22 protein-coding genes are annotated in these 21713 nt (G+C 49.8%); 10 read left to right on the top strand and 12 right to left on the bottom strand.

Annotated elements, in window-relative coordinates:
- Positions 1-563: 563 nt before the first annotated feature.
- Positions 564-1070: a thiol peroxidase gene (tpx, locus tag BZK42_RS24425; protein WP_016153212.1), complete on the bottom strand. Its 507-nt coding sequence runs from the start codon at positions 1068-1070 to the stop codon at positions 564-566.
- A 115-nt stretch (positions 1071-1185) separates the two neighbouring features.
- Between tpx and ycjG the strand changes: the two genes are divergently transcribed.
- The gene (gene ycjG / locus BZK42_RS24420; RefSeq protein ID WP_016153211.1) at positions 1186-2151 is read left to right on the top strand and encodes an L-Ala-D/L-Glu epimerase; all 966 of its coding nucleotides are present in this window, start codon (positions 1186-1188) and stop codon (positions 2149-2151) included.
- Here the strand turns inward: ycjG and mpaA are convergent.
- On the bottom strand, positions 2126-2854 hold the full coding sequence (gene mpaA / locus BZK42_RS24415) for a murein tripeptide amidase MpaA (RefSeq protein ID WP_080860670.1): 729 nt from the start codon (positions 2852-2854) through the stop codon (positions 2126-2128). The genes ycjG and mpaA overlap by 26 nt on opposite strands.
- A 184-nt stretch (positions 2855-3038) precedes the next feature.
- Between mpaA and mppA the strand changes: the two genes are divergently transcribed.
- Positions 3039-4652, top strand: coding sequence for a murein tripeptide ABC transporter substrate-binding protein MppA (gene mppA, locus BZK42_RS24410; protein WP_016153209.1), 1614 nt, complete (start codon positions 3039-3041; stop codon positions 4650-4652).
- A 107-nt stretch (positions 4653-4759) separates the two neighbouring features.
- Here mppA and BZK42_RS24405 read toward each other — a convergent pair whose 3' ends face one another.
- On the bottom strand, positions 4760-5530 hold the full coding sequence (locus tag BZK42_RS24405) for a DeoR/GlpR family DNA-binding transcription regulator (protein WP_049040728.1): 771 nt from the start codon (positions 5528-5530) through the stop codon (positions 4760-4762).
- A gap of 117 nt (positions 5531-5647) precedes the next feature.
- Here BZK42_RS24405 and BZK42_RS24400 point away from each other — a divergent pair, with 117 nt between their 5' ends.
- Together BZK42_RS24400 and BZK42_RS24395 are read left to right on the top strand one after the other, a co-directional pair.
- Positions 5648-6031: a VOC family protein gene (locus tag BZK42_RS24400; protein ID WP_080860668.1), complete on the top strand. Its 384-nt coding sequence runs from the start codon at positions 5648-5650 to the stop codon at positions 6029-6031.
- Between the two features lie 215 nt (positions 6032-6246).
- On the top strand, positions 6247-6654 hold the full coding sequence (locus BZK42_RS24395; RefSeq protein WP_172864449.1) for a cupin domain-containing protein: 408 nt from the start codon (positions 6247-6249) through the stop codon (positions 6652-6654).
- Between the two features lie 202 nt (positions 6655-6856).
- Here the strand turns inward: BZK42_RS24395 and BZK42_RS24390 are convergent, their stop codons facing one another.
- Entirely contained in the window at positions 6857-7888 is a 1032-nt protein-coding gene (locus BZK42_RS24390; RefSeq protein ID WP_080860666.1) for a mechanosensitive ion channel family protein, read from the bottom strand.
- A gap of 243 nt (positions 7889-8131) precedes the next feature.
- On the opposite strand from BZK42_RS24390, the gene BZK42_RS24385 reads away from it, so the two are divergent.
- Positions 8132-8392: a DUF2534 family protein gene (locus tag BZK42_RS24385; protein WP_003020403.1), complete on the top strand. Its 261-nt coding sequence runs from the start codon at positions 8132-8134 to the stop codon at positions 8390-8392.
- A 48-nt stretch (positions 8393-8440) separates the two neighbouring features.
- Here BZK42_RS24385 and uspE read toward each other — a convergent pair whose 3' ends face one another.
- The 3 genes from uspE to ogt all read right to left on the bottom strand — a co-directional run bounded on the left by uspE (position 8441) and on the right by ogt (position 11005).
- Positions 8441-9391: a universal stress protein UspE gene (gene uspE, locus BZK42_RS24380; protein ID WP_016153204.1), complete on the bottom strand. Its 951-nt coding sequence runs from the start codon at positions 9389-9391 to the stop codon at positions 8441-8443.
- A 151-nt stretch (positions 9392-9542) separates the two neighbouring features.
- The gene (gene fnr / locus BZK42_RS24375) at positions 9543-10295 is read right to left on the bottom strand and encodes a fumarate/nitrate reduction transcriptional regulator Fnr (protein ID WP_003020397.1); all 753 of its coding nucleotides are present in this window, start codon (positions 10293-10295) and stop codon (positions 9543-9545) included.
- Positions 10296-10489: 194 nt separating this feature from the next.
- The gene (ogt, locus tag BZK42_RS24370) at positions 10490-11005 is read right to left on the bottom strand and encodes a methylated-DNA--[protein]-cysteine S-methyltransferase (protein ID WP_016153203.1); all 516 of its coding nucleotides are present in this window, start codon (positions 11003-11005) and stop codon (positions 10490-10492) included.
- 213 nt (positions 11006-11218) lie between these two features.
- Between ogt and smrA the strand changes: the two genes are divergently transcribed.
- Positions 11219-11782 carry a DNA endonuclease SmrA gene (gene smrA, locus BZK42_RS24365; RefSeq protein ID WP_016153202.1) on the top strand — a complete coding sequence of 188 codons (564 nt, stop codon included), beginning with the start codon at positions 11219-11221 and terminating at the stop codon, positions 11780-11782.
- A 12-nt stretch (positions 11783-11794) separates the two neighbouring features.
- Here smrA and BZK42_RS24360 read toward each other — a convergent pair whose 3' ends face one another.
- Positions 11795-13027, bottom strand: a complete 1233-nt coding sequence (locus BZK42_RS24360; RefSeq protein ID WP_016156622.1) for a GGDEF domain-containing protein — start codon at positions 13025-13027, stop codon at positions 11795-11797.
- Positions 13028-13094: 67 nt separating this feature from the next.
- Positions 13095-15209, bottom strand: a complete 2115-nt coding sequence (locus BZK42_RS24355; protein WP_080860663.1) for a putative bifunctional diguanylate cyclase/phosphodiesterase — start codon at positions 15207-15209, stop codon at positions 13095-13097.
- A 410-nt stretch (positions 15210-15619) separates the two neighbouring features.
- On the opposite strand from BZK42_RS24355, the gene BZK42_RS24350 reads away from it, so the two are divergent.
- From BZK42_RS24350 to dbpA, 4 genes are all read left to right on the top strand, one after another.
- Positions 15620-16729, top strand: coding sequence for a methyl-accepting chemotaxis protein (locus BZK42_RS24350; protein WP_046274554.1), 1110 nt, complete (start codon positions 15620-15622; stop codon positions 16727-16729).
- Positions 16730-16885: 156 nt separating this feature from the next.
- On the top strand, positions 16886-17869 hold the full coding sequence (zntB, locus tag BZK42_RS24345; RefSeq protein WP_080860661.1) for a zinc transporter ZntB: 984 nt from the start codon (positions 16886-16888) through the stop codon (positions 17867-17869).
- Positions 17870-18144: 275 nt separating this feature from the next.
- Positions 18145-18312: a proline-rich small protein YnaL gene (ynaL, locus tag BZK42_RS28785; RefSeq protein WP_016153197.1), complete on the top strand. Its 168-nt coding sequence runs from the start codon at positions 18145-18147 to the stop codon at positions 18310-18312.
- 28 nt (positions 18313-18340) lie between these two features.
- The gene (dbpA, locus tag BZK42_RS24340; protein ID WP_080860657.1) at positions 18341-19714 is read left to right on the top strand and encodes an ATP-dependent RNA helicase DbpA; all 1374 of its coding nucleotides are present in this window, start codon (positions 18341-18343) and stop codon (positions 19712-19714) included.
- 49 nt (positions 19715-19763) lie between these two features.
- On the opposite strand, the gene ttcA is transcribed toward dbpA, so the two are convergent.
- The 3 genes from ttcA to BZK42_RS24325 all read right to left on the bottom strand — a co-directional run bounded on the left by ttcA (position 19764) and on the right by BZK42_RS24325 (position 21625).
- Positions 19764-20699 carry a tRNA 2-thiocytidine(32) synthetase TtcA gene (gene ttcA, locus BZK42_RS24335; RefSeq protein WP_016156617.1) on the bottom strand — a complete coding sequence of 312 codons (936 nt, stop codon included), beginning with the start codon at positions 20697-20699 and terminating at the stop codon, positions 19764-19766.
- A gap of 197 nt (positions 20700-20896) precedes the next feature.
- A complete protein-coding gene (uspF, locus tag BZK42_RS24330; protein WP_016153190.1) occupies positions 20897-21331 on the bottom strand; it encodes a universal stress protein UspF in 435 nt (144 codons plus the stop codon).
- Positions 21332-21412: 81 nt separating this feature from the next.
- Positions 21413-21625 (bottom strand): KTSC domain-containing protein, encoded by a 213-nt coding sequence (locus tag BZK42_RS24325; protein WP_016153189.1) that lies wholly within the window; start codon positions 21623-21625, stop codon positions 21413-21415.
- Between the last annotated feature and the right edge of the window lie 88 nt (positions 21626-21713).

Here is a 21713-nt window from a genome sequence, read left to right as displayed (position 1 = left end):
CGCCTCCCTTGCAACCCAGGCTCCCGGCGGGAAAATCGTCGCTGTGCGATTCATTCGTCTTATGCCGTCTGCCTGTCGGGTCGGGGCCGAGCCTGCGTCCCTGCAGGCCGTCCCCTCTGCCCGCATCCCTGCGGGCAAACCCGGTCAGCCGTCAACGCCTCATCGATTTTCAGCCGGACGGGGTCATCGCTGCAACGCACTGACTTCCAGTTAACTCTGTTTTGCTATTCAGATAAAAAACGCAGGTAGTCAGGTGTGGGCTGGTCCGGCTGAAAATTGCCGACGTGTTTCCGTAAGGCCGGGAGAACCCGCAGGGATGCGGGTTCAGGGCGCGTTTTGCAGGGACGCTACCTCGCGCCCGGCCCGGTAGCCTGGAGGAATAAACGGAGGGGACCGCGGAGCGGCAATTTTCCAGCCGGGAGCCGGGATTGTTAAGGGTACGGCGATAGTACCCTTAACACGTTCACAGGTCGTATTGCCTCAGAGAAGTGACAAACATGAGGTGAACGTAGCAATACGCTGGAGGCAACAGATTCATTACCTCCGTATGTGCAAGACGTGGCTTAAGCTTTCAGTACGTCCAGCGCAGCAGTGTAGTCTGGCTCGTTGGTGATTTCATTGACCAGTTGGCTGAAAACGACGTTGTCATTTTCATCAATAACGACCACGGCACGTGCGGCCAGACCTTTCAGTGGGCCTTCAGCGATTTCTACGCCGTAGTTTTTCAGAAATTCTGCGTTGCGCAGGGTGGACAGCGTGATAACGTTGCTCAGACCTTCCGCGCCGCAAAAACGTGAATGGGCGAATGGCAGGTCGGCCGAAATGCACAGTACGACGGTATTGTCGATTTCTGTCGCCAGTTGGTTAAACTTACGTACCGATGCCGCACAAACGCCGGTATCAATGCTTGGGAAAATATTCAGCACTTTGCGCTTGCCTGCGAACTGGCCCAGCGTAACGTCAGACAGGTCTTTAGCCACAAGGGTAAAAGCCTGAGCTTTGCTTCCAGCCTGAGGAATTGAGCCGGCAACTGTAACCGGGTTGCCCTGGAAATGAACGGTTTGTGACATGGTTATCTTCCTGTTTACATATAGTTAACGTCGAGGCTAGTTTATGCCATCAGCAGTTAACACGGCAAACGCTATTTGCGGATATCCGCTTCAGGGACTGCATTAAGGAAAGCAAATGAGAACAGTTAAGGTGTATGAGGAAGCCTGGCCGCTGCACACTCCCTTTGTTATTGCCCGTGGGAGCAGAACCGAAGCGCATGTGGTGGTGGTTGAAGTGGCAGAAAACGGCGTCACGGGTATTGGCGAGTGCACACCGTATCCGCGCTATGGTGAAAGCGATGCCTCAGTGCTGGCGCAAATTATGAGCATTGCCCCACAACTGGAAAATGGACTGACGCGTGAAGAGCTGCAAAAGCTGCTGCCAGCGGGAGCCGCGCGTAATGCTGTGGACTGCGCGTTGTGGGATCTGAGTGCGCGTCAACAGCAACTGTCACTGGCAGAGTTGGTGGGAAGTGAACTGGCGGAAGTGGTGACGACGGCGCAAACCGTGGTAATTGGCACGCCGGAACAAATGGCGGTGAGTGCGGCTGCACTGTGGGAAAATGGCGCGAAACTGCTAAAAGTTAAACTGGATGCGCGCTTGATTAGCGAGCGGATGGTAGCTATTCGTGCTGCTGTGCCTGATGCCACGATTATTGTCGACGCCAATGAATCCTGGCGGGCAGAAGGTCTGGCGGCGCGCTGCCAGCTTCTGGCTGATTTAGGGGTGGCGATGCTGGAGCAGCCGCTGCCAGCGCAGGACGATGCCGCATTGGAAAATTTTGTGCATCCGCTGCCGATCTGCGCAGATGAAAGCTGCCACACCCGCAGCAGCCTGAAAGCGCTGCACGGGCGCTATGAAATGGTCAATATCAAACTGGATAAAACAGGCGGCTTGACGGAGGCGCTGGCGCTGGCAACCGAAGCCCGCGAGCAGGGATTTGCGCTAATGCTGGGCTGCATGCTGTGCACTTCCCGGGCGATTGGCGCGGCGTTACCCCTTACGCCGCAGGTTAACTTTGCCGATCTTGATGGCCCTACCTGGCTTGCCAGCGACGCCGAGCCGGCCCTGCATTTTACGACCGGGCAACTTCATCTCTAGGGTGCCAGCGCAGGAGATTGGACATGGCCAGCAGGTATTTCTCGCTCGCTTCATCTGAAGAGATGGGCGGAAATTCGGCGGTTATACAGTGTAAGTTCAGGTCTGCGCACCAGCTTCCAAATGAGCCGGGCGTTTCATAACCTACGCTGGTGACGAGAGGTAATTCAAACGACTGCGCCAGCCACGCGCCTAATTCGCTGCGCCTGGGATCTTCAATACAGGCCAGCGGATCGTGAAAAGAGACCACCCACGCAGGATGAATTCGGTGAATAAGCTGGCACAGCGCCTGGGTTTCTGGTTCTGAGCCCGGATTTTCGCCGGTCAACAACACCACATCGCGTTCTTCTGCGCTGCTGTTCCAGCGATACACCGTTTCACCCGCTTTCCAGTTGGCAGCGGGAAAGTTACGGTTTAGATCCACTCCGTTCGCATTTGCGCGCAGCCCGAGCTGGCAACCGTCAGGGTTAACCGCCAGCACCACATGGTGACGACGTAAGGAAGGATTAAGCGTACGCAATGCGCAGGAAAGGGTGACAACCGATGCGTTTTCGTCGCCGTGCGTTCCTGCCAGTATCAGACCGCTTTCACGATCGGCCGCCATTGCGGGAAACCAGATTAGCGGCGCGCCTAATAATGAACGTCCGTAATGTTCGGTTCCAGGTGGGAATGCGCCGCGCTCGGCACGGGGTCGGGTAACGGTCATAGTCATCTCTGAATGCGTGGATTGTTACTCGCAGTGTTGTGCAAAATGTATGGATAATCAAATCGTTTTCACACACTTATCTTTTCAGATGTAATATCATTTCCTTGTCGAAAGTTAATTGCATTTCCTGCTGGCGATACAAATAATTACACATTCACTTAGTAGCCGGAATTGAGGGTATTTTATGCAGCATTCTGTTTCAGTAACCTGTTGTGCGCTATTGGTAAGCAGCATTTCATTATCCTGGGCTGCTGATGTTCCCAGTGGAACGGTACTGGCAGAAAAACAAGAACTGGTGCGTCATATCAAAGACGAACCGGCGTCATTGGATCCGGCAAAGGCCGTCGGGCTTCCTGAAATTCAGGTTATTCGTGATTTGTTTGAAGGACTGGTCAACCAGAATGAGAAGGGCGAGATTGTGCCCGGTGTTGCCACTCAGTGGAAAAGCAACGATAACCGTATCTGGACGTTTACGCTGCGCGACAATGCGCAATGGGCAGATGGTACGCCGGTAACGGCGCAGGATTTTGTCTATAGCTGGCAGCGTCTGGTTGACCCGAAAACGCTGTCGCCGTTTGCCTGGTTTGCTGCGCTGGCGGGTATTAACAACGCACAGGCGATCATCGATGGAAAAGCCTCGCCAGATAAGCTCGGCGTTAGCGCGATCGATGCGCGTACATTGAAGGTCCAACTGGATAAACCGCTGCCCTGGTTTGCTAATCTGACGGCGAGTTTTGCTTTCTATCCGGTACAAAAAGCTAACGTTGAGAGCGGTAAAGATTGGACCAAACCAGGCAATCTAATTGGTAACGGCGCCTATGTGCTCAAAGATCGCGTGGTGAACGAAAAACTGGACGTTGTGCCGAACACGCATTATTGGGACAACGCCAAAACGGTGCTGCAAAAAGTCACCTTCCTGCCTATTAACCAGGAATCGGCAGCGACCAAGCGCTATCTTGCTGGTGATATCGATATTACCGAGTCGTTCCCGAAAAACATGTATCAGAAACTGTTGAAGGACATCCCGGGCCAGGTTTACACCCCGCCGCAGCTTGGCACTTACTACTATGCCTTTAATACCCAGAAGGGACCGACTGCCGACTCACGCGTGCGCCTGGCGCTCAGCATGACTATCGATCGTCGCCTGATGGCGGAGAAAGTTCTGGGTACCGGCGAAAAGCCCGCATGGCATTTTACGCCGGATGTAACGGCAGGGTTTGTGCCGGAACCTTCACCGTTTGAGCAAATGAGTCAGGAAGAGCTGAACGCTCAGGCGAAAACGCTGCTGCGTGCGGCGGGCTATGGTCCACAGAAACCACTTAAACTGACGCTGCTGTATAACACCTCTGAAAATCATCAGAAGATTGCTATTGCTGTCGCGTCTATGTGGAAGAAAAATCTCGGCGTTGACGTGAAACTGCAAAACCAGGAGTGGAAAACCTATATCGATAGCCGCAATACCGGTAATTTTGATGTGATCCGCGCCTCGTGGGTGGGCGATTACAATGAGCCATCTACGTTCCTGTCGCTATTAACATCAACCCATACGGGCAATATCTCCCGCTTTAATAATCCGGCGTACGATAAAGTGTTGACCCAGGCAACCCTGGAGAATACGCAGAAAGCACGCAATGCTGATTATAACGCTGCGGAGAACATTCTGATGGAACAGGCCCCCATTGCGCCGATTTATCAGTACACCAACGGGCGTTTAATTAAACCGTGGCTGAAAGGGTATCCGATTACTAACCCTGAAGATGTGGCTTATAGCCGCACAATGTATATTGTGAAGCACTGATATAGCTGGCCTGTTCGGGACGTTGCATTGGCGATTTCCCGAACAGACAAGGCTGTGGAGAAGGTGGGTCATAAAAGCAATGGAAAAGTATCACCCAATAGAATGGGTTACACTGTATAAATACGAATGTCGTGCGCCTGAAACGCCGTGGCATACTCTTTGCTGTTATTTTCTTCGACGACAATTACATTGATATTGCTGCTTTCGGTAACGACATAACGGGCGACGGCCGGGATCTTTTCAGCCGTCAGCGCGACAATGGTTTCATTACACTGTTTGATCACCGCTTTTTTGAACTCACAATCCGCGTAATCAAATCCGGTTAAGCCGGATTCAGGCGACATCGCGCAGCCGCCAATAAATCCCTGATCGAATAAAATGCCCTGCACCTGCGAGATAGCGGTGGCACCCACGCACCCTCCAGAAGATCGTTGCACCGCGCCGCCCAGCATAATGACATCAAAAAGTGGTTTTTTTAGTAAAACGGCGGCAATCTCCGGGGAATTTGTTACCACGGTTAACGCCAGCTCGGCGGGTAGGGCTTCAGCCATCGCCAGATTAGTACTGCCCGTGTCGATAAAAATGCAGCTTCCGGATTTGACCATCCGGGCGCATCTCTGCGCGATATTGCTCTTTTTCGCCACATTAATACTCTTGCGTACGGTGATGTCTTCGGATTCAGGGAGTGCAATGACCGCGCCGCCATAGACTTTTTTACACACGCCATCTTTACTCAGTTCATGCAGGTCGCGGCGGATTGTATGTTCCGAAACGCCTAACCTGCTGGCGAGTTCGGAACAGATGACTCTGCCGTTTTCCTGCAGGATCTGATAGATAAGCGCCTGGCGCTGTTCAGGGAATGCTGCGTAATCGAGCATAAATACTCCAGTGAAATAAACATCGAGCAATAACAAGCATAATTGTGCATTATGGTTCACGATGTCAACATCCCTTTAGGGAACCTATTGTTTGGATACAACAAGAAGAGGTTAGCTATGAAGGTTGCGCATGTGGCGTTATGGACACGGGATCTTGAGCAACAAGCTCAATTCTGGGTCACGTTTTTTGACGCAAGGATCAACGAAAAATACTGCAGTAAAACCAATCCTGGATTTGAATCCTATTTTGTCAAAATTGGTGAGGATATCGCGATTGAGTTAATGACTAAGCCTGGACTGACAAAACATGCTCCCGACAATAACACCTCAGGATGGGTGCATCTCGCCATTTCAGTTGGCGGCAGTGAAAACGTTGATGCCTTGGCGATGCGTGCAAAAGAACAGGGGATATTAGTTTCTGACCCGCGCACCACCGGTGATGGCTATTACGAAGCGGTGATACGCGATCCTGACGGCAATTTGATTGAAATTGTGGCCTAAGGCTTCACGCCATCTCCAGTAGAAATGTTGTACCTGTTACCGACTATTGATGAGCATGATTCATAAGGTTGTCCTTCTTTTCACCTCTAATCACCCGCCTGTCGAGTCTCTATAATTTTTATAGTTTTCAGCATCGGTGGCGCGTGCTGCCACCGTTTTGGAGAGTCTAAATGCAAAATCAACGGAATACCGTCTCCAGCGCCGGCGCGGAGATTATGAATCAACAATTTGATGGTAACAGCGTCTTTCCTCGCGGAGAGAAAAATGAAGCGTATGCGAAATATTTCACTGGCGACAGCTATCTGACCATGCTCTCCATGGAAGGCGTGGTCATTGGTAACGTAGCATTTGAGCCGGGCTGTCGTAACTTCTGGCATATCCATCATCAAGGGGGACAAATCTTGCTGGTGACCGGCGGCAGAGGCTGGTATCAGGCGTGGAATCAACCGGCGCGCGAACTGAAAACTGGTGATGTCGTACACATCCCGGCGGGAATGAAACACTGGCACGGTGCTGCGCGTGATAGCTGGTTTGCCCATATCGCTGTGGAAATCCCGGCAGCTGGCGCATCGAACGAGTGGCTTGAACCGGTAAGCGACACTGAGTACAACCTGCTCCCCTGAGCTATGCGGGGCACGCGTTCTGCAGGTAAAGAATCCGATGCCCGAAGTGAATCAGTTTGAGCTGATTATTGATACAGTCCTGTATCTACATGACCTGAATCCGTATATTCCAACGCTGGCGCAGGTACTGCTTTGTCATTGATATTGCCTCATTGAAATAAGTGCAGAAAAAAAGACGCGGATTTCCGCGCCTTTTCTTTTGTTAGTGTGTCGATGGCGATGCTTCAGGATTATCCATATACAGCGTCTGGCTGGGGAACGCAAAGTCGGCGTCGTGTGCCTTGACTATCGAAATAATCTTTAAATAAACGTCCTGCTGTACCGCAAGCCATTCCTGCCACACGGTGGTTTTCGTGAAGCAATACACCATGATATTCAGCGATGAATCGGCGAATTCATTAAAATAAACCAGCAGGGTTTGTTTCTGGTCTATTCCCGGATGGTTTTGCAGCATTTGTCTGACCGACTCGACAACGGCACTGACTTTATCAGCATCTTCATATCGTAACCCGATCACCGTTTTGATGCGGCGGTTCGTCATCCTTCCTGGGTTTTCTACGCTGATAGAGGAGAAAATCGAGTTTGGGACATATAACGGACGATGATCGAAGGTGTTTATTTTGGTCATTCGCCAGCCGATTTCCGTAACTGTACCTTCAATATTGCGGTCCGGGGAGCGGATCCAGTCGCCGATGCTAAAGGGTCTGTCGAAGTAGAGCATAATCCCTGAGAAAAAGTTGCTCAGAATGTCTTTGCCTGCCATACCTACAGCGATACCGCCGATGCCGCCGAAGGTTAACAGGCCGGATAAGCTCATACCGAAATGTTCGCCATACAGCAAAATGATGGCAACCACGATGGTAATTTTGATGATGCGCGACAGGATCCTCGCGCTGGTGATATCTCTGCCTTTATTAATCTGCGTCTTTTCAAACTGATTAATTACCAGAAAAAGTTTGATGGTAAGGATCAGCGCAATCAACGAGGTGCAGATAAAGTCGACCACGCTGGAGGAGATAAATTTCAGGCTGTAATTTTCGATAACGTTATTAGCAATACTGCCTAACGTCCCGATGATAATGGCATAGACAAAAAATTGCGCGGCATGAAATATGAATCCTTTGCAGCGACGCTCTCCACGATGATACCAGACGCTCATCAGAACCAGCGCGGCACAGCAGCTGAGAATTACCGTCAAATTAAACGCATTATTTATAAACAGTTCAGCGATCATGATTCTTCCAACAGCTCCGTGGTAGTGAAATATCTTCTGATATCCTAATCCTCGAATATTTTACTCAGTTCTGGCGGTCAGATCATTAATCCATAGGGGAGATATATAATGCAATTAGCGCTATTTTCGGCGAAATAGCGCTGGTATCCACCCTGAAAGCGGTTTATGTAGCAGACAGTCAGTTGATGTCATGGTATTGTTAGCGCAAAGTAACAAGGTTTTCATCTGCAAAAGGACAGTACTATGATCATGGCTAAGCTGAAGACAGCGAAGGGACGGAAGTTTCTGTTGTGCCTGCTTGGGGTGTTTATTATCGCAGCGTCGGTCGTGACGCGAGCGACGATCGGTGGTGTGATTGAACAGTATGACATTCCGCTATCCGACTGGACCGCTTCAATGTACGCCATTCAATCGGCAATGATTTGTGTCTACAGCATGGTGTTTACGATTCTGTTGGCTATCCCGCTGGGAATCTATTTCCTCGGCGGCGAAGAGCAACACTAAGCGTTTGTTATGCCGGATGAGATCGCCATCCGGCATTGAGTTGTGTGGTTAATCGTCTTCTTCATCATCCAGTTCAACTGGCGTCTGATATTCATCCGGCTTGATGACCAGCAGGTCGCAGCGTAGGTGATCGATAACCTGTTCAGCGGTGTTACCAAGAAACGCGGCAGAAATACCGGTACGACCGACGGTACCCAGTACTACAATACCCGCCTGCAAGTGCTCGGCTAAATCAGGAATGACCTCTTCAGGCAATCCTTTTTCTACGTGCGTCACTTTCTCATCGATACTGAATTTCTGGCGCAACGCCTTCATGGCCAGCAGATGCTGTCCACGGATCGCGTCGTTATAAACGCTGGGGTCAAACTCAGGTAGTTCAATTGCGATATTGATTGGCGTAACAGGGTAGGCGCCAACCAGATGCACTTCAGTATGGTTAACCTGTTCTGCCAGTTGCAGCGTCTCTTTGACCAGTTTTTCATTGAGCGCGTTGTGATAAGGCTCTTCACTGGCGAGGTTCACCGCAACCAGCGCTTTACCCTCTTCAGGCCATGGCTGGTCTTTAACCATCCATACCGGGCTTGGACATTTGCGCAATAAATGCCAGTCGGTAGGCGTGAAAATTACGGCTTCGAGGCGGTCGTGTTGGTGCGCCATTTTGAGGACCAGGTCATGCTGAGCGCTAATGACTTCCTGGATGATGGCTTCAAAGGGACGGTTGTGCCATACCACTTTTATTTCAAGAGGGATCCCTGCTTCGATGTAGTATTTTGCTTGTTCACGGATCCATGCTGTTCGCTGGCTGATGACCCCCTGACGCATTGCCGTACGCTCATCGGGCGACAGCAGGGTAGTCATCTCGTAGGAAAAGTCATAGATTGGCAAAAAGGCTTTAATTTTGCCACCAATCCGTTGATGCAAATAAACAGCTCGCCGTAATGCTGGTTGATCGTCCTGGTTTGGATCGATGACGACCAGCATATTTTTATACATAGCCATACAGGGTCTCCTTACAACTGTCATCGCAGTTTGTAATTAAAAGAGTAACCCAATAATGTGGATTGAAACAGGGGAGAACCTCCTGCCAGATCAATAAATCGGGAAAATTTAGCGATTTGACAGAAGGATAACAGAAATGCTTGCGGAAAGATTACGCTACGTTACGCGTGTGGCCAGCAAGAACTGCCAGCGCGTCGCTATTCTCAATAGTTATGTATTTGCCTTTCACTGCCAGCATACCGCTTTTCTGGAAACGACCCAACAGGCGGCTGATGGTTTCAACCGTCAGACCCAGGTAGTTACCGATGTCGCCGCGGGTCATGGTCAGGCGGAACTCACGAGGCGAGAACCCGCGCTGGGCAAAGCGGCGAGACAAGTTGTAGATAAAGGCCGCCAGGCGCTCTTCTGCATTTTTCTTCGACAACAGCAGGATCATATCCTGGTCGCCTTTGATTTCGCCACTCATCAGACGCATCATCTGCTGACGCAGATTCGGCATTTTTCCGGACAGGTCATCAAGGGTTTCGAAAGGAATTTCGCAAACCATTGAGGTTTCCAGCGCCTGGGCAAAGCTCGGGTGATGTCCGCTGCCAATCGCGTCAAAACCGACCAGATCACCCGCCAGATGGAAGCCGGTAATTTGCTCATCGCCTTGCTCGGTAATGGTATAGCTTTTAATCGTTCCGGAGCGGATAGCGTAGAGTGATTTAAGTTCATCACCTGCTTTAAAGAGCGTTTGCCCCTTTTGGATAGGCTTTTTGCGCTCGATGATGTTATCGAGCTGGTCAAGCTCATGCTCGTTAAGTGTGAACGGGATGCAAAGCTGGCTGATGCTGCAATCCTGGCAATGGATAGCACAACCGCCAGACTGAATGCGCCGTATAATTCGCTTTTCCGGGATCATAGGTCTGCTCAAGCCGTAATTGATATTTGTCAATTTTAACATCTTTTTGGTGAGCACGTAAGTCTGAGCTACTCCCAATAGAGAATAATTCAGGTATAACCGGAATGAATGTTTGTATCTCCTTGATTAACCGCATTTAATTTGTGGTCACATTATGCGAAAGTGTGACGAATAAGGCATTAATTGCCTGGATTCTAGAGTAGCAAATAGCCTTCGTGACGCAATAACCACTCTTTTCGCTGCACGCCGCCAGCATATCCAGTCATGGTGCCGTTACGCCCAATGACGCGATGGCAGGGGACCACAATGCTTACCGGGTTGGCGCCATTGGCCGCACCGACGGCTCTTGCAGCACCGGCGCGCCCTAACTGTTCGGCCAGTTGACCATAGTGCATGACCTGCCCACACGGGATAGTGCGTAATGCTTGCCAGACTTCACGCTGGAAAGGCGTGCCAGCCGTTGCCGTTTCCAGCGTGTCAATAATGCTGAGATTCCCGGCAAAATACTCCGACAGTTTATCGCTTAATCCGCCAGGGTTTTTGGCTGTAATACGCTGATAACCTTCTGTGCGGTAATGAATATCCAGCAATTGTTCCATGCGATCGCGGTGCTGATCCCATTCCACCGCGCGCAGGCGAAATTGCTCATCACAAATAACCCACAGCGGGCCTAGCGGTGTGTCGATGGTGTCTTCCAGTAAGTTCAGCATCCGTTTCTCTCATTACAGCGTTCAGGCGAGGTTACACATTATCACGCCAGCAACAGTTGCAGCTATACCCCTAAAAACGGATATCTGTATGTCGTGAGTAGATCTTTTCAGCGGAGCGAGCCGGGTGAATTATTGGAAATAATCGTAAACCGTTGTCGGTATAATAGTGCGCGGTTATGATAATGCTCGTCGTAATTCGCTGGAGGAAGAAACATGAACCTTGATGATGCTTCGCTGTTTCTGGATGCTATGGGAGATGTCCAACCGCTGAAGGGCTGCGCCGATGTACACTGGCAGCCAACGCGTAATATCCGCACTCCGGCGCGTATCGATACGCTTCAACTGGATAACTTTCTCACGACGGGGTTTCTCGATATTATCCCGTTGAACGAGCCGCTGGAGTTTCGTCGCGAAGGTTTACAGCACGGCGTGACTGACAAACTGCGAACCGGAAAATATCCGCAGCAGGCGAGCCTTAATCTCATCCGCCAGCCCGTAGAAACATGCCGCCAGATGCTATTCAGTTTTATTCTGCAGGCACAGCAAGATGGATTACGTAATGTGCTGGTGATACACGGTAAGGGGCGTGACGATAACGCTCATGCCAATATTGTTCGCAGCTATGTGGCGCGCTGGCTGACAGAATTTGATGACGTCCAGGCCTACTGCGCCGCTTTGCCGCATCACGGCGGCAGCGGGGCATGCTATGTGGCATTACGTAAAACCGCGCAGGCAAAACAGGAAAACTGGGAGCGTCACGCTAAGCGCAGCCGTTGAGCCACGTATTCATCAGGCGGCCAATACTCTGTTCCTGCCTTCGTGCTTGGCTTTGTACAACGCGTCGTCCACGCGTTTGAATAATTCATCAATACTTTCGTTCGTTTCGTGCCGCGCAACGCCAATGCTGACGGTAAAGCGGGGAAGACCAGGGAGAGTAACCTTGGCTACCGTTGCGCGGATCACTTCTGCAAGATTGAGGGCGACATCCAGCGAGGTTCGCGGCAGCAGCAGCACAAATTCTTCACCACCCCAGCGAAAAATAAGATCGTCTTTTCGTGCACAGGATTCCAGTGTGCGGGCCAGAGCACAAAGCACTTCATCGCCTTTTAAATGACCGAAGAGATCGTTAATGCTTTTAAAACGATCGGTGTCGATCAATAAAAGGCTGTAGTCCTGCGTCAATGATACCGCATGCGTCTGCTCCGGCTCGGTTACCTGATAAAAATGTCGGCGATTAAGTAATCCCGTTAAAGGGTCACGCAGAGCGGCATGCTCAAGCTCCTGTTCCAGCCGTTTTTGTTCGGTAATGTCATGAATAATGCACAACATGAGTTTATTACCGTAAATTTCAATCGGTCCGGCGTAGGTTTGTACATGACGTGAGGTGCCGTCTGCCAGTTTATGGACAAAGTGCAAAGGCTTATGGCCGCCGGGCAGATGGGCGATTTCATGCATTACCGGCAATATATGGCGGCCCAGCATGTTGATCTCCCAGGTATGTTTCTGGCACATCACATCAAGGTTGTAACCATAAAAATTCAGGGCACTGAGGTTTGCATCAACGATCAGGCCATCGCGGGACGGATCAATCAGTAACATTGGCGCGGAGTTGGTCTGGAAAAAACGCGCATAAAAGCCCTGTTTTTTTCGTTGATAAGTTGCTGAACGGCTGGCTTTCAGACCTTGCGCAGTTGGCGTTTCAATGCCTTCGAAAAGGATAACATCCCCCACGCCCGGCAGAGATTTAATGGACAGGCGGCTAGCCAACGCGATTTCCTCACCATCGCGGTAAACCGTGAGGATCTCAACAACGTGATGATGATTGCTCAAGTCACTGAGATACATGGTTAAATCATTTTGAGAATGCGTTGAGAATATGCCCTTGCGCAGTGGGGAAAAACAGAGATCCTGCATTAGCTCACGTGCAACGATATTAGCGAACACCAGTTCTTCGGTTTGTGGCGAAACAATCCACACCGGAAAGGTTAACAAATCCAGTGAATGCAGCTCGGTTGTGCTCATCGATAATCCCGTTATCTTTATCTGCTGTGTTGCCCGTTTAATGGCGAATATTTTAGATATTACAGTCTCACAAAGTTATTGATTGTCGGTGAGACAAGGGTTGTACGACTGGCTTTTGTTTGATGCTGTTTTCTGATTGGATCAGTTCATGAATCTTATGCGCTGGCAGCGGTTTTGCAAACAGGAAACCTTGCAGCATGCTACATCCCATCTGGGTAAGAAGTAATTCCTGCTCCTGGGTTTCTATTCCTTCAGCCACCACGCGCATATTCATGGAGTGAGCTATGTCAATAATGGTAGACACAATTTTTGTATTTTTACTGTTCTCGCTAATATCTTTGACAAATATCCTGTCGATTTTTAATTCCCGTGCCGGAAGTGACTTCAACATCAATATATTTGAATAACCAGTGCCGAAATCATCAATAGAAACGGTGATCCCCAAAGCCGAAAAAGCATTCAGGATTTCAATACTGCGTTTTAAATTTTTAAGTGCAGTGCTCTCCGTGAGCTCCAGCGTGAGACCGGCAGGTGAAAGTTGGTATTGCGCCAGGGCGTTGCAAACAACATCAATAATATCATGCTGTTCAAACTGGGCGGGGGAGAGGTTAACGGCGAGCGTCCATTCTGTATTCCCTTGTAATGTCCACTGATGCAACTGCAAACATGCCTGTTGGATAACCCATTTGCCGACGGGAATAATCAGGCCCGTTTCTTCCAGCGCAGGCAGAAATTCAGCCGGTAGCAGCATGCCGCGCTCCGGATGATGCCAGCGTAATAACGCTTCAAAACCAGTCAGGGAATGATCTCCGGCGGTATATTTAGGCTGATACCATAGCTCAAACTGGTTGCGTTCAAGCGCTTGTGAAAGTTCCTGTAGAAATGTCGGCGGCGTATCAGCGATAGCTTCCATCTGGGGACTATAAATAGCCCAGCCGTTTCTGCCCGCCTGTTTGACATGATACATCGCCATATCGGCCTTCACTTTTAGCTCATGCAGTGTCGAGCCATGTTCGGGATAAATACTGCTCCCCGCACTTAACGAAACCCGAATGGTATGACCGAATAAGGTAAAGGGGTCACCGATCGCATCTGAAATTTGCGCAAGCAAGGCGGAGATAGCCTGCTGGTTGCAGTCTGGAACCAGCAGGATAAATTCATCTCCCCCCAGTCTTGCCAGCGTCATTGAATCATCAAGGCAACTGTAGATACGCTGTGTACTGGCAATCAGCAGTTGATCGCCGATGTGATGCCCCCAGGTATCGTTAACGACTTTAAAACGATCGAGGTCGATAAATACCAACGCTAAATGCTGTTGATGCAATTTGGAATGCCGCAGGCAGGCCTGTAAGCGGGTATCTATTTGCGTTCGATTAGCTAGTCCGGTCAGCGCGTCGAAGTGGACCTGATGTTCAAGCTGGCAGTTCAACTGATGCAGGTTGTCAGCCAGTCGGGAAGTGCGCAGTTGTGAATCCACCATCGAGACGACCAGCATGATACCCAAAATAATCAGCGTGACGGCGCAGACCCAGACAGAGAGTTCCAGCGTACTGAGCCCATCGTGCGCAGTGTGTCCAAAATGGGTGAACGTTGCCGCTCCCATACCGGTGTAATGCATAGAAGCAATTGCCAGCGCCATAATAAGGGCAGCAATAAGTCGGTTAATCAGCACGCGACGGGTGTTTTGGCGTAAATGGAAGGCCAGCCATAAACCTACGCCAGACGCAACGACGGCAATAATTACAGAGAGAAAAATCAGCGAGCGATCCCATGAGATGGCCACATGTTCGATAATGGCATACATGCCAACGTAGTGCATCGTGACAACGCCGGCACTCAATATGCTGGTGGCAATGACCAGTCGTTTTGTTGATAACGTATTACCGGAAATAGCGATATTGATGGCGAGGGTTGCAGAAATGAGCGCAATAAAGAACGAAAACGCGGTGAGTGATAGGTGATAATTGATCGGCATAGTCATTTTCATGGCCAGCATACCGATAAAATGCATCGACCAGATCCCCATACCCAGCGTAGCGCCGCCAGATAGCCGCCAGAAGGTAGATTCACGTTTGCTGGAGATTGCTACCTTACCCGCACTGTCGAGGGCAATAAAGGAGGCAATAAACGCGACAACAAAGGAAATCCCAATCAATACAGGGTCCCACGACACGTGCAACATCTTACTACCTATCGAAAAAAAGCCGTGATGATAAATCTAGCAGGTTTTGTCCAGTTAACCTGATAAAACCAGGAATGTTCTTGTGTTTTTACAATGAGTATTAGAGCGAAGGGCAAGATATTGAAAATGACAAGCCATTACTTATATAAACATTCATAAAAATTATGTTTCTGTGTGTTTTATGCTCGTCACGTGCTCGCCATCACAATAATCTGATGGTGGGGAACATTACCGCCATTGGCGGGATAAAGTGCTGAGCTATTATGAATGGCTAGTGTAATTTATTGACTTAAGTAAAAGGTCTGCTGGCTCTCATTGAAAGTTCAGCTTTCGTCACAGAGCAATGGAAATCTGTATTGCAGATGCTATAAAAATAACATCCACGTTATTTCTTGGTGCACAGGGTTAAAATGTTAAATGATATTAGCGTCAGAACCTTTATTGTTTTATTTCTGCTCATTACAGCGGTTGCGCTCAATGTTGTTGAAATGATTTTTTCGGCTACCCCAGAAATTATTATTGGCACTAATGCGGTAAGCATTATTTCTATATTATGTTTGTGGTGGTACATGACGAAATATCTGGTCATGCCGATTAATACGGTTAAAAGAAGCATTGAAGAAGTAACATCCGGGAATCTGGCAATCAGTATTCCCGAATTTGGTAATAACTGTGCGGGTAGACTAATTCCTGGCATCAATAGCTTATCAAGTAATATTTCAGCACTCGTTAATGAGATCAGAACATCCTCGCAAACGGCGATGACGCTTTCTGAACAGCTGGCGGAACGCAGCGCCGAGCTTTCAGTGAAAACAGAACAGCAATCCGGAGCATTAATGCAGACGGCTGCCAACATGGATGAAATAGCGGTTAATACGCGAAATAATGCTGATAACACGCAAATAGCCAGCGCCCAGGCAACAATTGCCACGCAATGCGCCCGTCAGGGTGGCGAATTAATGGTGCAGGTTGCGACAAATATGCGTTCAATCACCGAATGCGCACAGCAAATGACAGAAATTATTACGCTGATAGATGGTATTGCATTCCAGACCAATATTCTGGCATTGAATGCTGCTGTGGAAGCTGCAAGGGCCGGTGAACATGGCAAAGGGTTTTCCGTGGTGGCCGGTGAGGTAAGAATGCTTGCACACCGTAGTGCAGATGCTGCTAAGAATATTAAGCAACTGATTGCCCAAACCCATCAAAATGTTCAGCAAGGCGCTGCTATTGTGCGTGAAGCTGAGAAAAACATGCATGATATTGTCGGGGGGGCCGGGCAATTAAACCAACTGATGGGCGAGATATTAACCACTACGCAGGAGCAGGAGAAAGGAATAATCAGAATTACCCATGCTCTGGCCGAACTGGAGAACGTCACCCAAAGTAATGCCATTATGGTTGATGAGCTTTCTGACTCCTCAGGTATCCTGAAAAATCAGGTGATTGACCTTCAATCGCGAACGCATAAATTTCGCTTAAGTCATGCGCTTGAATCAGAGAGACGCCAGCGGGCCTGAGAGGGGCATCTCGTAACCAGCGCCGCATTCGTCGGCGCTTTTCTTATTATCAGATACTTTTTATGAATCATTTCAGCACAATGGGACAATGAGATATTGCTTAACATATTCTGACAGCTAGACTAACGAAAAAAGCTGAATGTTTGTGGAGGCGCTGTGGAAGCCATTAAGGGAACGGATGTTAATGTGCCGGATGCCGTGTTTGCCTGGCTGTTGGATGGCCGTGGTGGGGTGAAGCCACTGGAAGATAACGATGTTATCGACAGTCAACATCCCTGCTGGCTGCATCTTAATTATACCCATCCTGAAAGCGCGCAATGGCTGGCGATAACGCCTTTACTTCCCAATAACGTGCGTGATGCGCTGGCGGGTGAAAGCACGCGCCCACGCGTAAGCCGGGTAGGGGAAGGTACGTTGATTACGCTGCGCTGTATTAACGGCAGCACCGACGAGCGACCTGACCAACTGGTTGCGATGCGCTTATATATGGATGAACGTCTGATTGTCTCAACGCGTCAGCGTAAAGTATTGGCGCTGGATGATGTGGTCAGCGATCTCCAGGAAGGCACGGGAGCGGCTGATTGTGGTAGTTGGCTGGTGGATGTTTGCGATGCACTAACCGATCATGCCAGTGAGTTTATCGAACAACTGCACGATAAGATTATCGATCTGGAAGATAACCTGCTTGATCAGCAGATTCCGCCGCGTGGTTTCCTGGCATTGCTGCGTAAGCAGTTAATTGTGATGCGCCGCTATATGGCGCCTCAACGCGATGTCTATTCCCGGCTGGCGAGCGAACGTTTTTCCTGGATGACCGACGACCATCGGCGGCGGATGCAGGATATCGCTGACAGGCTAGGGAGAGGGCTGGATGAAATAGATGCCTGTATTGCCAGGACCGGTATTATGGCGGATGAAATTGCGCAGGTTATGCAGGAGTCTCTGGCTCGCCGAACGTATACAATGTCATTGATGGCAATGGTTTTTCTTCCCAGCACATTTTTAACCGGGCTGTTTGGCGTTAACCTCGGCGGTATCCCTGGCGGCGGCTGGCAGTTTGGCTTCTCACTTTTTTGTATTCTGTTAGTGGTCCTGATTGGTGGTGTTACTTTATGGTTGCATCGTAGTAAATGGTTGTAACAACAACGTTTTTTAGTGACTTTTGCGCATGAAAACGTCCTGGTTTTTGAGCGAAGTCAATAAACCATCTACCTATTCGGGGCAATATCTCTCTCGCAGGTGAATGCAACGTCAAGCGATGGGCGTTGCGCTCCATATTGTCTTACTTCCTTTTTTGAATTACTGCATAGCACAATTGATTCGTACGACGCCGACTTAGATTAGTCGGCTTTTTTTTGCCTGCAGGAAATCAGCGTCTACCCTAAAAGAGCCAACCTGAATAACTGGAGGGGTATATGAACTGTCTGATTGCAACGCCGCACACTGATTCGCTACCGACCGACCCGGTTCCCATTCCCGATCCCATACCTCGTCCGCAGCCAATGCCGGATCCGCCACCGGATGAAGAGCCGATTAAATTGTCGCATCGCGGGCGCAGATCTGCGAGGATACGCGCCTGCTGATTGTGAGTTTTTACCGCGAGATTAAATTGTGACCGCTTTTTCAACCCTGAATGTTTTACCTGCTGCCCAACTCGAGAATCTTAACGAGCTGGGTTATCTTGAAATGACGCCTGTTCAGGCTGCTGCGTTACCGGCAATTCTGGCGGGGAAAGATGTTCGCGTGCAGGCTAAAACCGGCAGTGGCAAAACGGCGGCTTTTGGTCTTGGATTATTACAGCATGTTGATGTCGTGCTGTTTCAGACGCAGTCCCTGGTGCTGTGCCCAACGCGCGAGCTTGCTGACCAGGTAGCGGGGGAGCTGCGTCGTTTAGCGCGCTTTCTGCCTAACACCAAGATCTTAACGTTGTGCGGTGGGCAGCCCTTTGGCGCACAACGTGACTCCCTGCAGCATGCGCCACATATTATTGTCGCAACGCCAGGGCGTTTACTCGACCATCTGCAAAAAGGCACTGTTTCTCTGGATGCCCTGAATACGCTGGTGATGGATGAAGCCGATCGCATGCTGGATATGGGCTTTAGCGATGCGATTGATGATGTCATTCGCTTTGCACCAGCTTCGCGTCAGACCTTACTGTTTTCTGCGACCTGGCCGGAAGCCATTGCCTCCATTAGTGGCCGGGTGCAACAAAATCCATTAACGATCGAAATTGATACCGTTGACGCGCTGCCGGCGATTGAGCAGCAGTTTTTCGAAACTTCCAGCCACGGCAAAATTGCGCTGTTGCAGAAATTGCTCAGTCAGCATCAACCTGCATCATGCGTAGTTTTTTGTAATACCAAAAAAGATTGTCAGGCCGTGTGTGACGCACTGAATGCGGCGGGGCAAAGCGCTCTCTCACTGCATGGCGATCTTGAGCAGCGCGATCGCGATCAGACGCTGGTGCGTTTTGCCAACGGCAGCGCGCGCGTTCTGGTTGCTACCGATGTGGCCGCGCGTGGTCTGGATATTAAATCACTTGAGCTGGTGGTTAACTTCGAACTGGCGTGGGATCCGGAAGTCCACGTCCATCGTATCGGACGTACCGCGCGTGCCGGCAACAGTGGTCTGGCGATTAGCTTCTGTGCACCGGAAGAAGCGCAGCGGGCCAATATTCTTTCTGAAATGCTGCAACTGAAGCTGAACTGGCTGCCTGCTCCAGCTAACGGCCCAATCCTGCCGCTGGAAGCTGAGATGGCGACGTTATGCATTGATGGCGGTAAAAAGGCTAAAATGCGTCCCGGCGATGTTCTCGGTGCGCTGACCGGTGATATTGGTCTGGAAGGCGCCGATATCGGCAAAATTGCCGTTCATCCGGCGCATGTCTATGTCGCTGTTCGCCAGACTGTAGCGCATAAGGCATGGAAGCAATTGCAAAACGGTAAGATAAAAGGCAAGACTTGCCGGGTTCGGTTATTGAAATAACCACTCGTCGGAGCGCCTGATGGCGCTCCGCTTATCCGGTACTATCGACTTACTTCACTTCCACGACGTTCAGGCGCAGCTCATCCAGTTGAGCATCGTCTTCTTCTGGCTGCCAGCCCGCAGGCTGCAGCGGGATCTCTTCACGATCGAACGCTAAATCACCGCCGTCCACAACCTCTGAACCGTGCCTGATGCCTTTAAAATCGAACAGATTGATATCGCTCAGATGTGAAGGTACAACGTTCTGCATTGCGCTGAACATGGTTTCAATACGCCCTGGATAGCGTTTGTCCCAGTCGCGCAGCATATCGGCAATGACCTGACGCTGCAGGTTAGGCTGTGAGCCGCACAGATTACATGGAATAATCGGGAAACCTTTCGCTTCGGAGAAACGCTCGATATCTTTCTCACGGCAGTAAGCCAGCGGACGGATAACGATATGTTTACCGTCATCGCTCATCAGTTTCGGCGGCATACCTTTCATCTTCCCGCCGTAGAACATGTTTAAAAACAGTGTTTGCAGGATGTCGTCGCGATGGTGACCGAGCGCAATCTTGGTGGCGCCTAACTCAGTTGCCGTGCGGTACAGAATGCCGCGACGCAGGCGAGAACAGAGCGAGCAGGTCGTTTTGCCTTCAGGGATTTTATCTTTGACGATCCCGTAGGTGTTTTCTTCGACAATCTTATACTCCACGCCCAGTTGTTCCAGATATTCCGGCAGAATATGCTCCGGGAAGCCAGGTTGTTTCTGATCGAGGTTAACCGCAACTAAGGAAAAACTGATCGGGGCGCTTTGCTGCAAATTACGCAGGATCTCCAGCATGGTATAGCTGTCTTTCCCCCCGGAAAGGCACACCATAATGCGATCGCCGTCTTCGATCATATTGAAGTCGGCAATGGCTTCGCCCACGTTACGGCGCAGACGTTTTTGCAATTTGTTCAGGTTGTATTGTTCTTTCTTGCTAATATCTTGATTTTGCGACATTTAATAGAGGCTCAATTCATAGTGTGGCATCAGAAGAGTATGCATCACGCCGGATAGTCCGGCAAAAGAAGTCTGATATAAAAACTGTGGCGTGTATGGTACGGATAAGCGGGAAAAATGTCAGCACATTTAGGACAGGAATCGTGGGTATAAGAGGTAGAAACAAAAAGCCCGCAGCGATGTGCGGGCCAGACAGCTTAGCGGACTACCAGTACCGAACACTCCGCATGACGCACCACGGCTGCGGCGTTAGACCCCAGCAGGTAGGTGGTGATGTCAGGTCGATGTGAGGCAATAATGACCATATCAGCCGGTAATTTTTTGGCCATCTCCAGAATCTTATCTTTTGGCGCACCTTCTGTGACATGAACGTGCACTCTGTCCGTTGGGATATTGAACTTCTTGATAATCTCTTCCAGTTGAGATTTTGCTTCGGCTTTCAGATCTTCCATGGCCGGTAACTCTGCCGAGTAGGCCAATCCCAGGGAAGCATAATAGGGCAGTGACGGAATTACGGTCAAAAAATGAACCTGTGCATCGTCAATTTTTGCCTCTGCTTCAACATGGGCAATAACACGTTGAGTTAATTCTGAGTCTGAAATATCGATGGGTACAAGAATCGTTCTGTTCATAAAACCTCCTGTTTAAGTATCCACCCAAAGCTTACCGCGTAATGGCACTTTATGTACAATGACAAAGATCACATTTTGGCATCACTTTATTTTTATTTCAGGAAACTTCCCTTTTATTACTCCATCGTAAAATCGACCTTTAGAAACGACGCTCAGGAAATCACGAAAAATACGAGCAGGGACATGCTGATATTGCAGAGTAGACAACTGGTGAAAGCGAATTTCTAGCGTGCGGGAGGATTCGTCATAGCCGACGGATGCAATACGGGATGATTTTACAGGATGATGATTCATTGCAGGTATCCTCTACTACAGGTCTTAATGCAAGATATCATCTATCAAAGATGTGTTTTAGCGCAACAGATATAATGTTTTGATCTGG

The sequence above is a fragment of the Citrobacter braakii genome (genome assembly GCF_002075345.1).
In the GTDB taxonomy this organism is placed as follows: domain Bacteria; phylum Pseudomonadota; class Gammaproteobacteria; order Enterobacterales; family Enterobacteriaceae; genus Citrobacter; species Citrobacter braakii.
The sequence above is the reverse complement of the archived record's forward strand: the minus strand, read 5'-3'. Positions and strand labels throughout refer to the sequence as shown.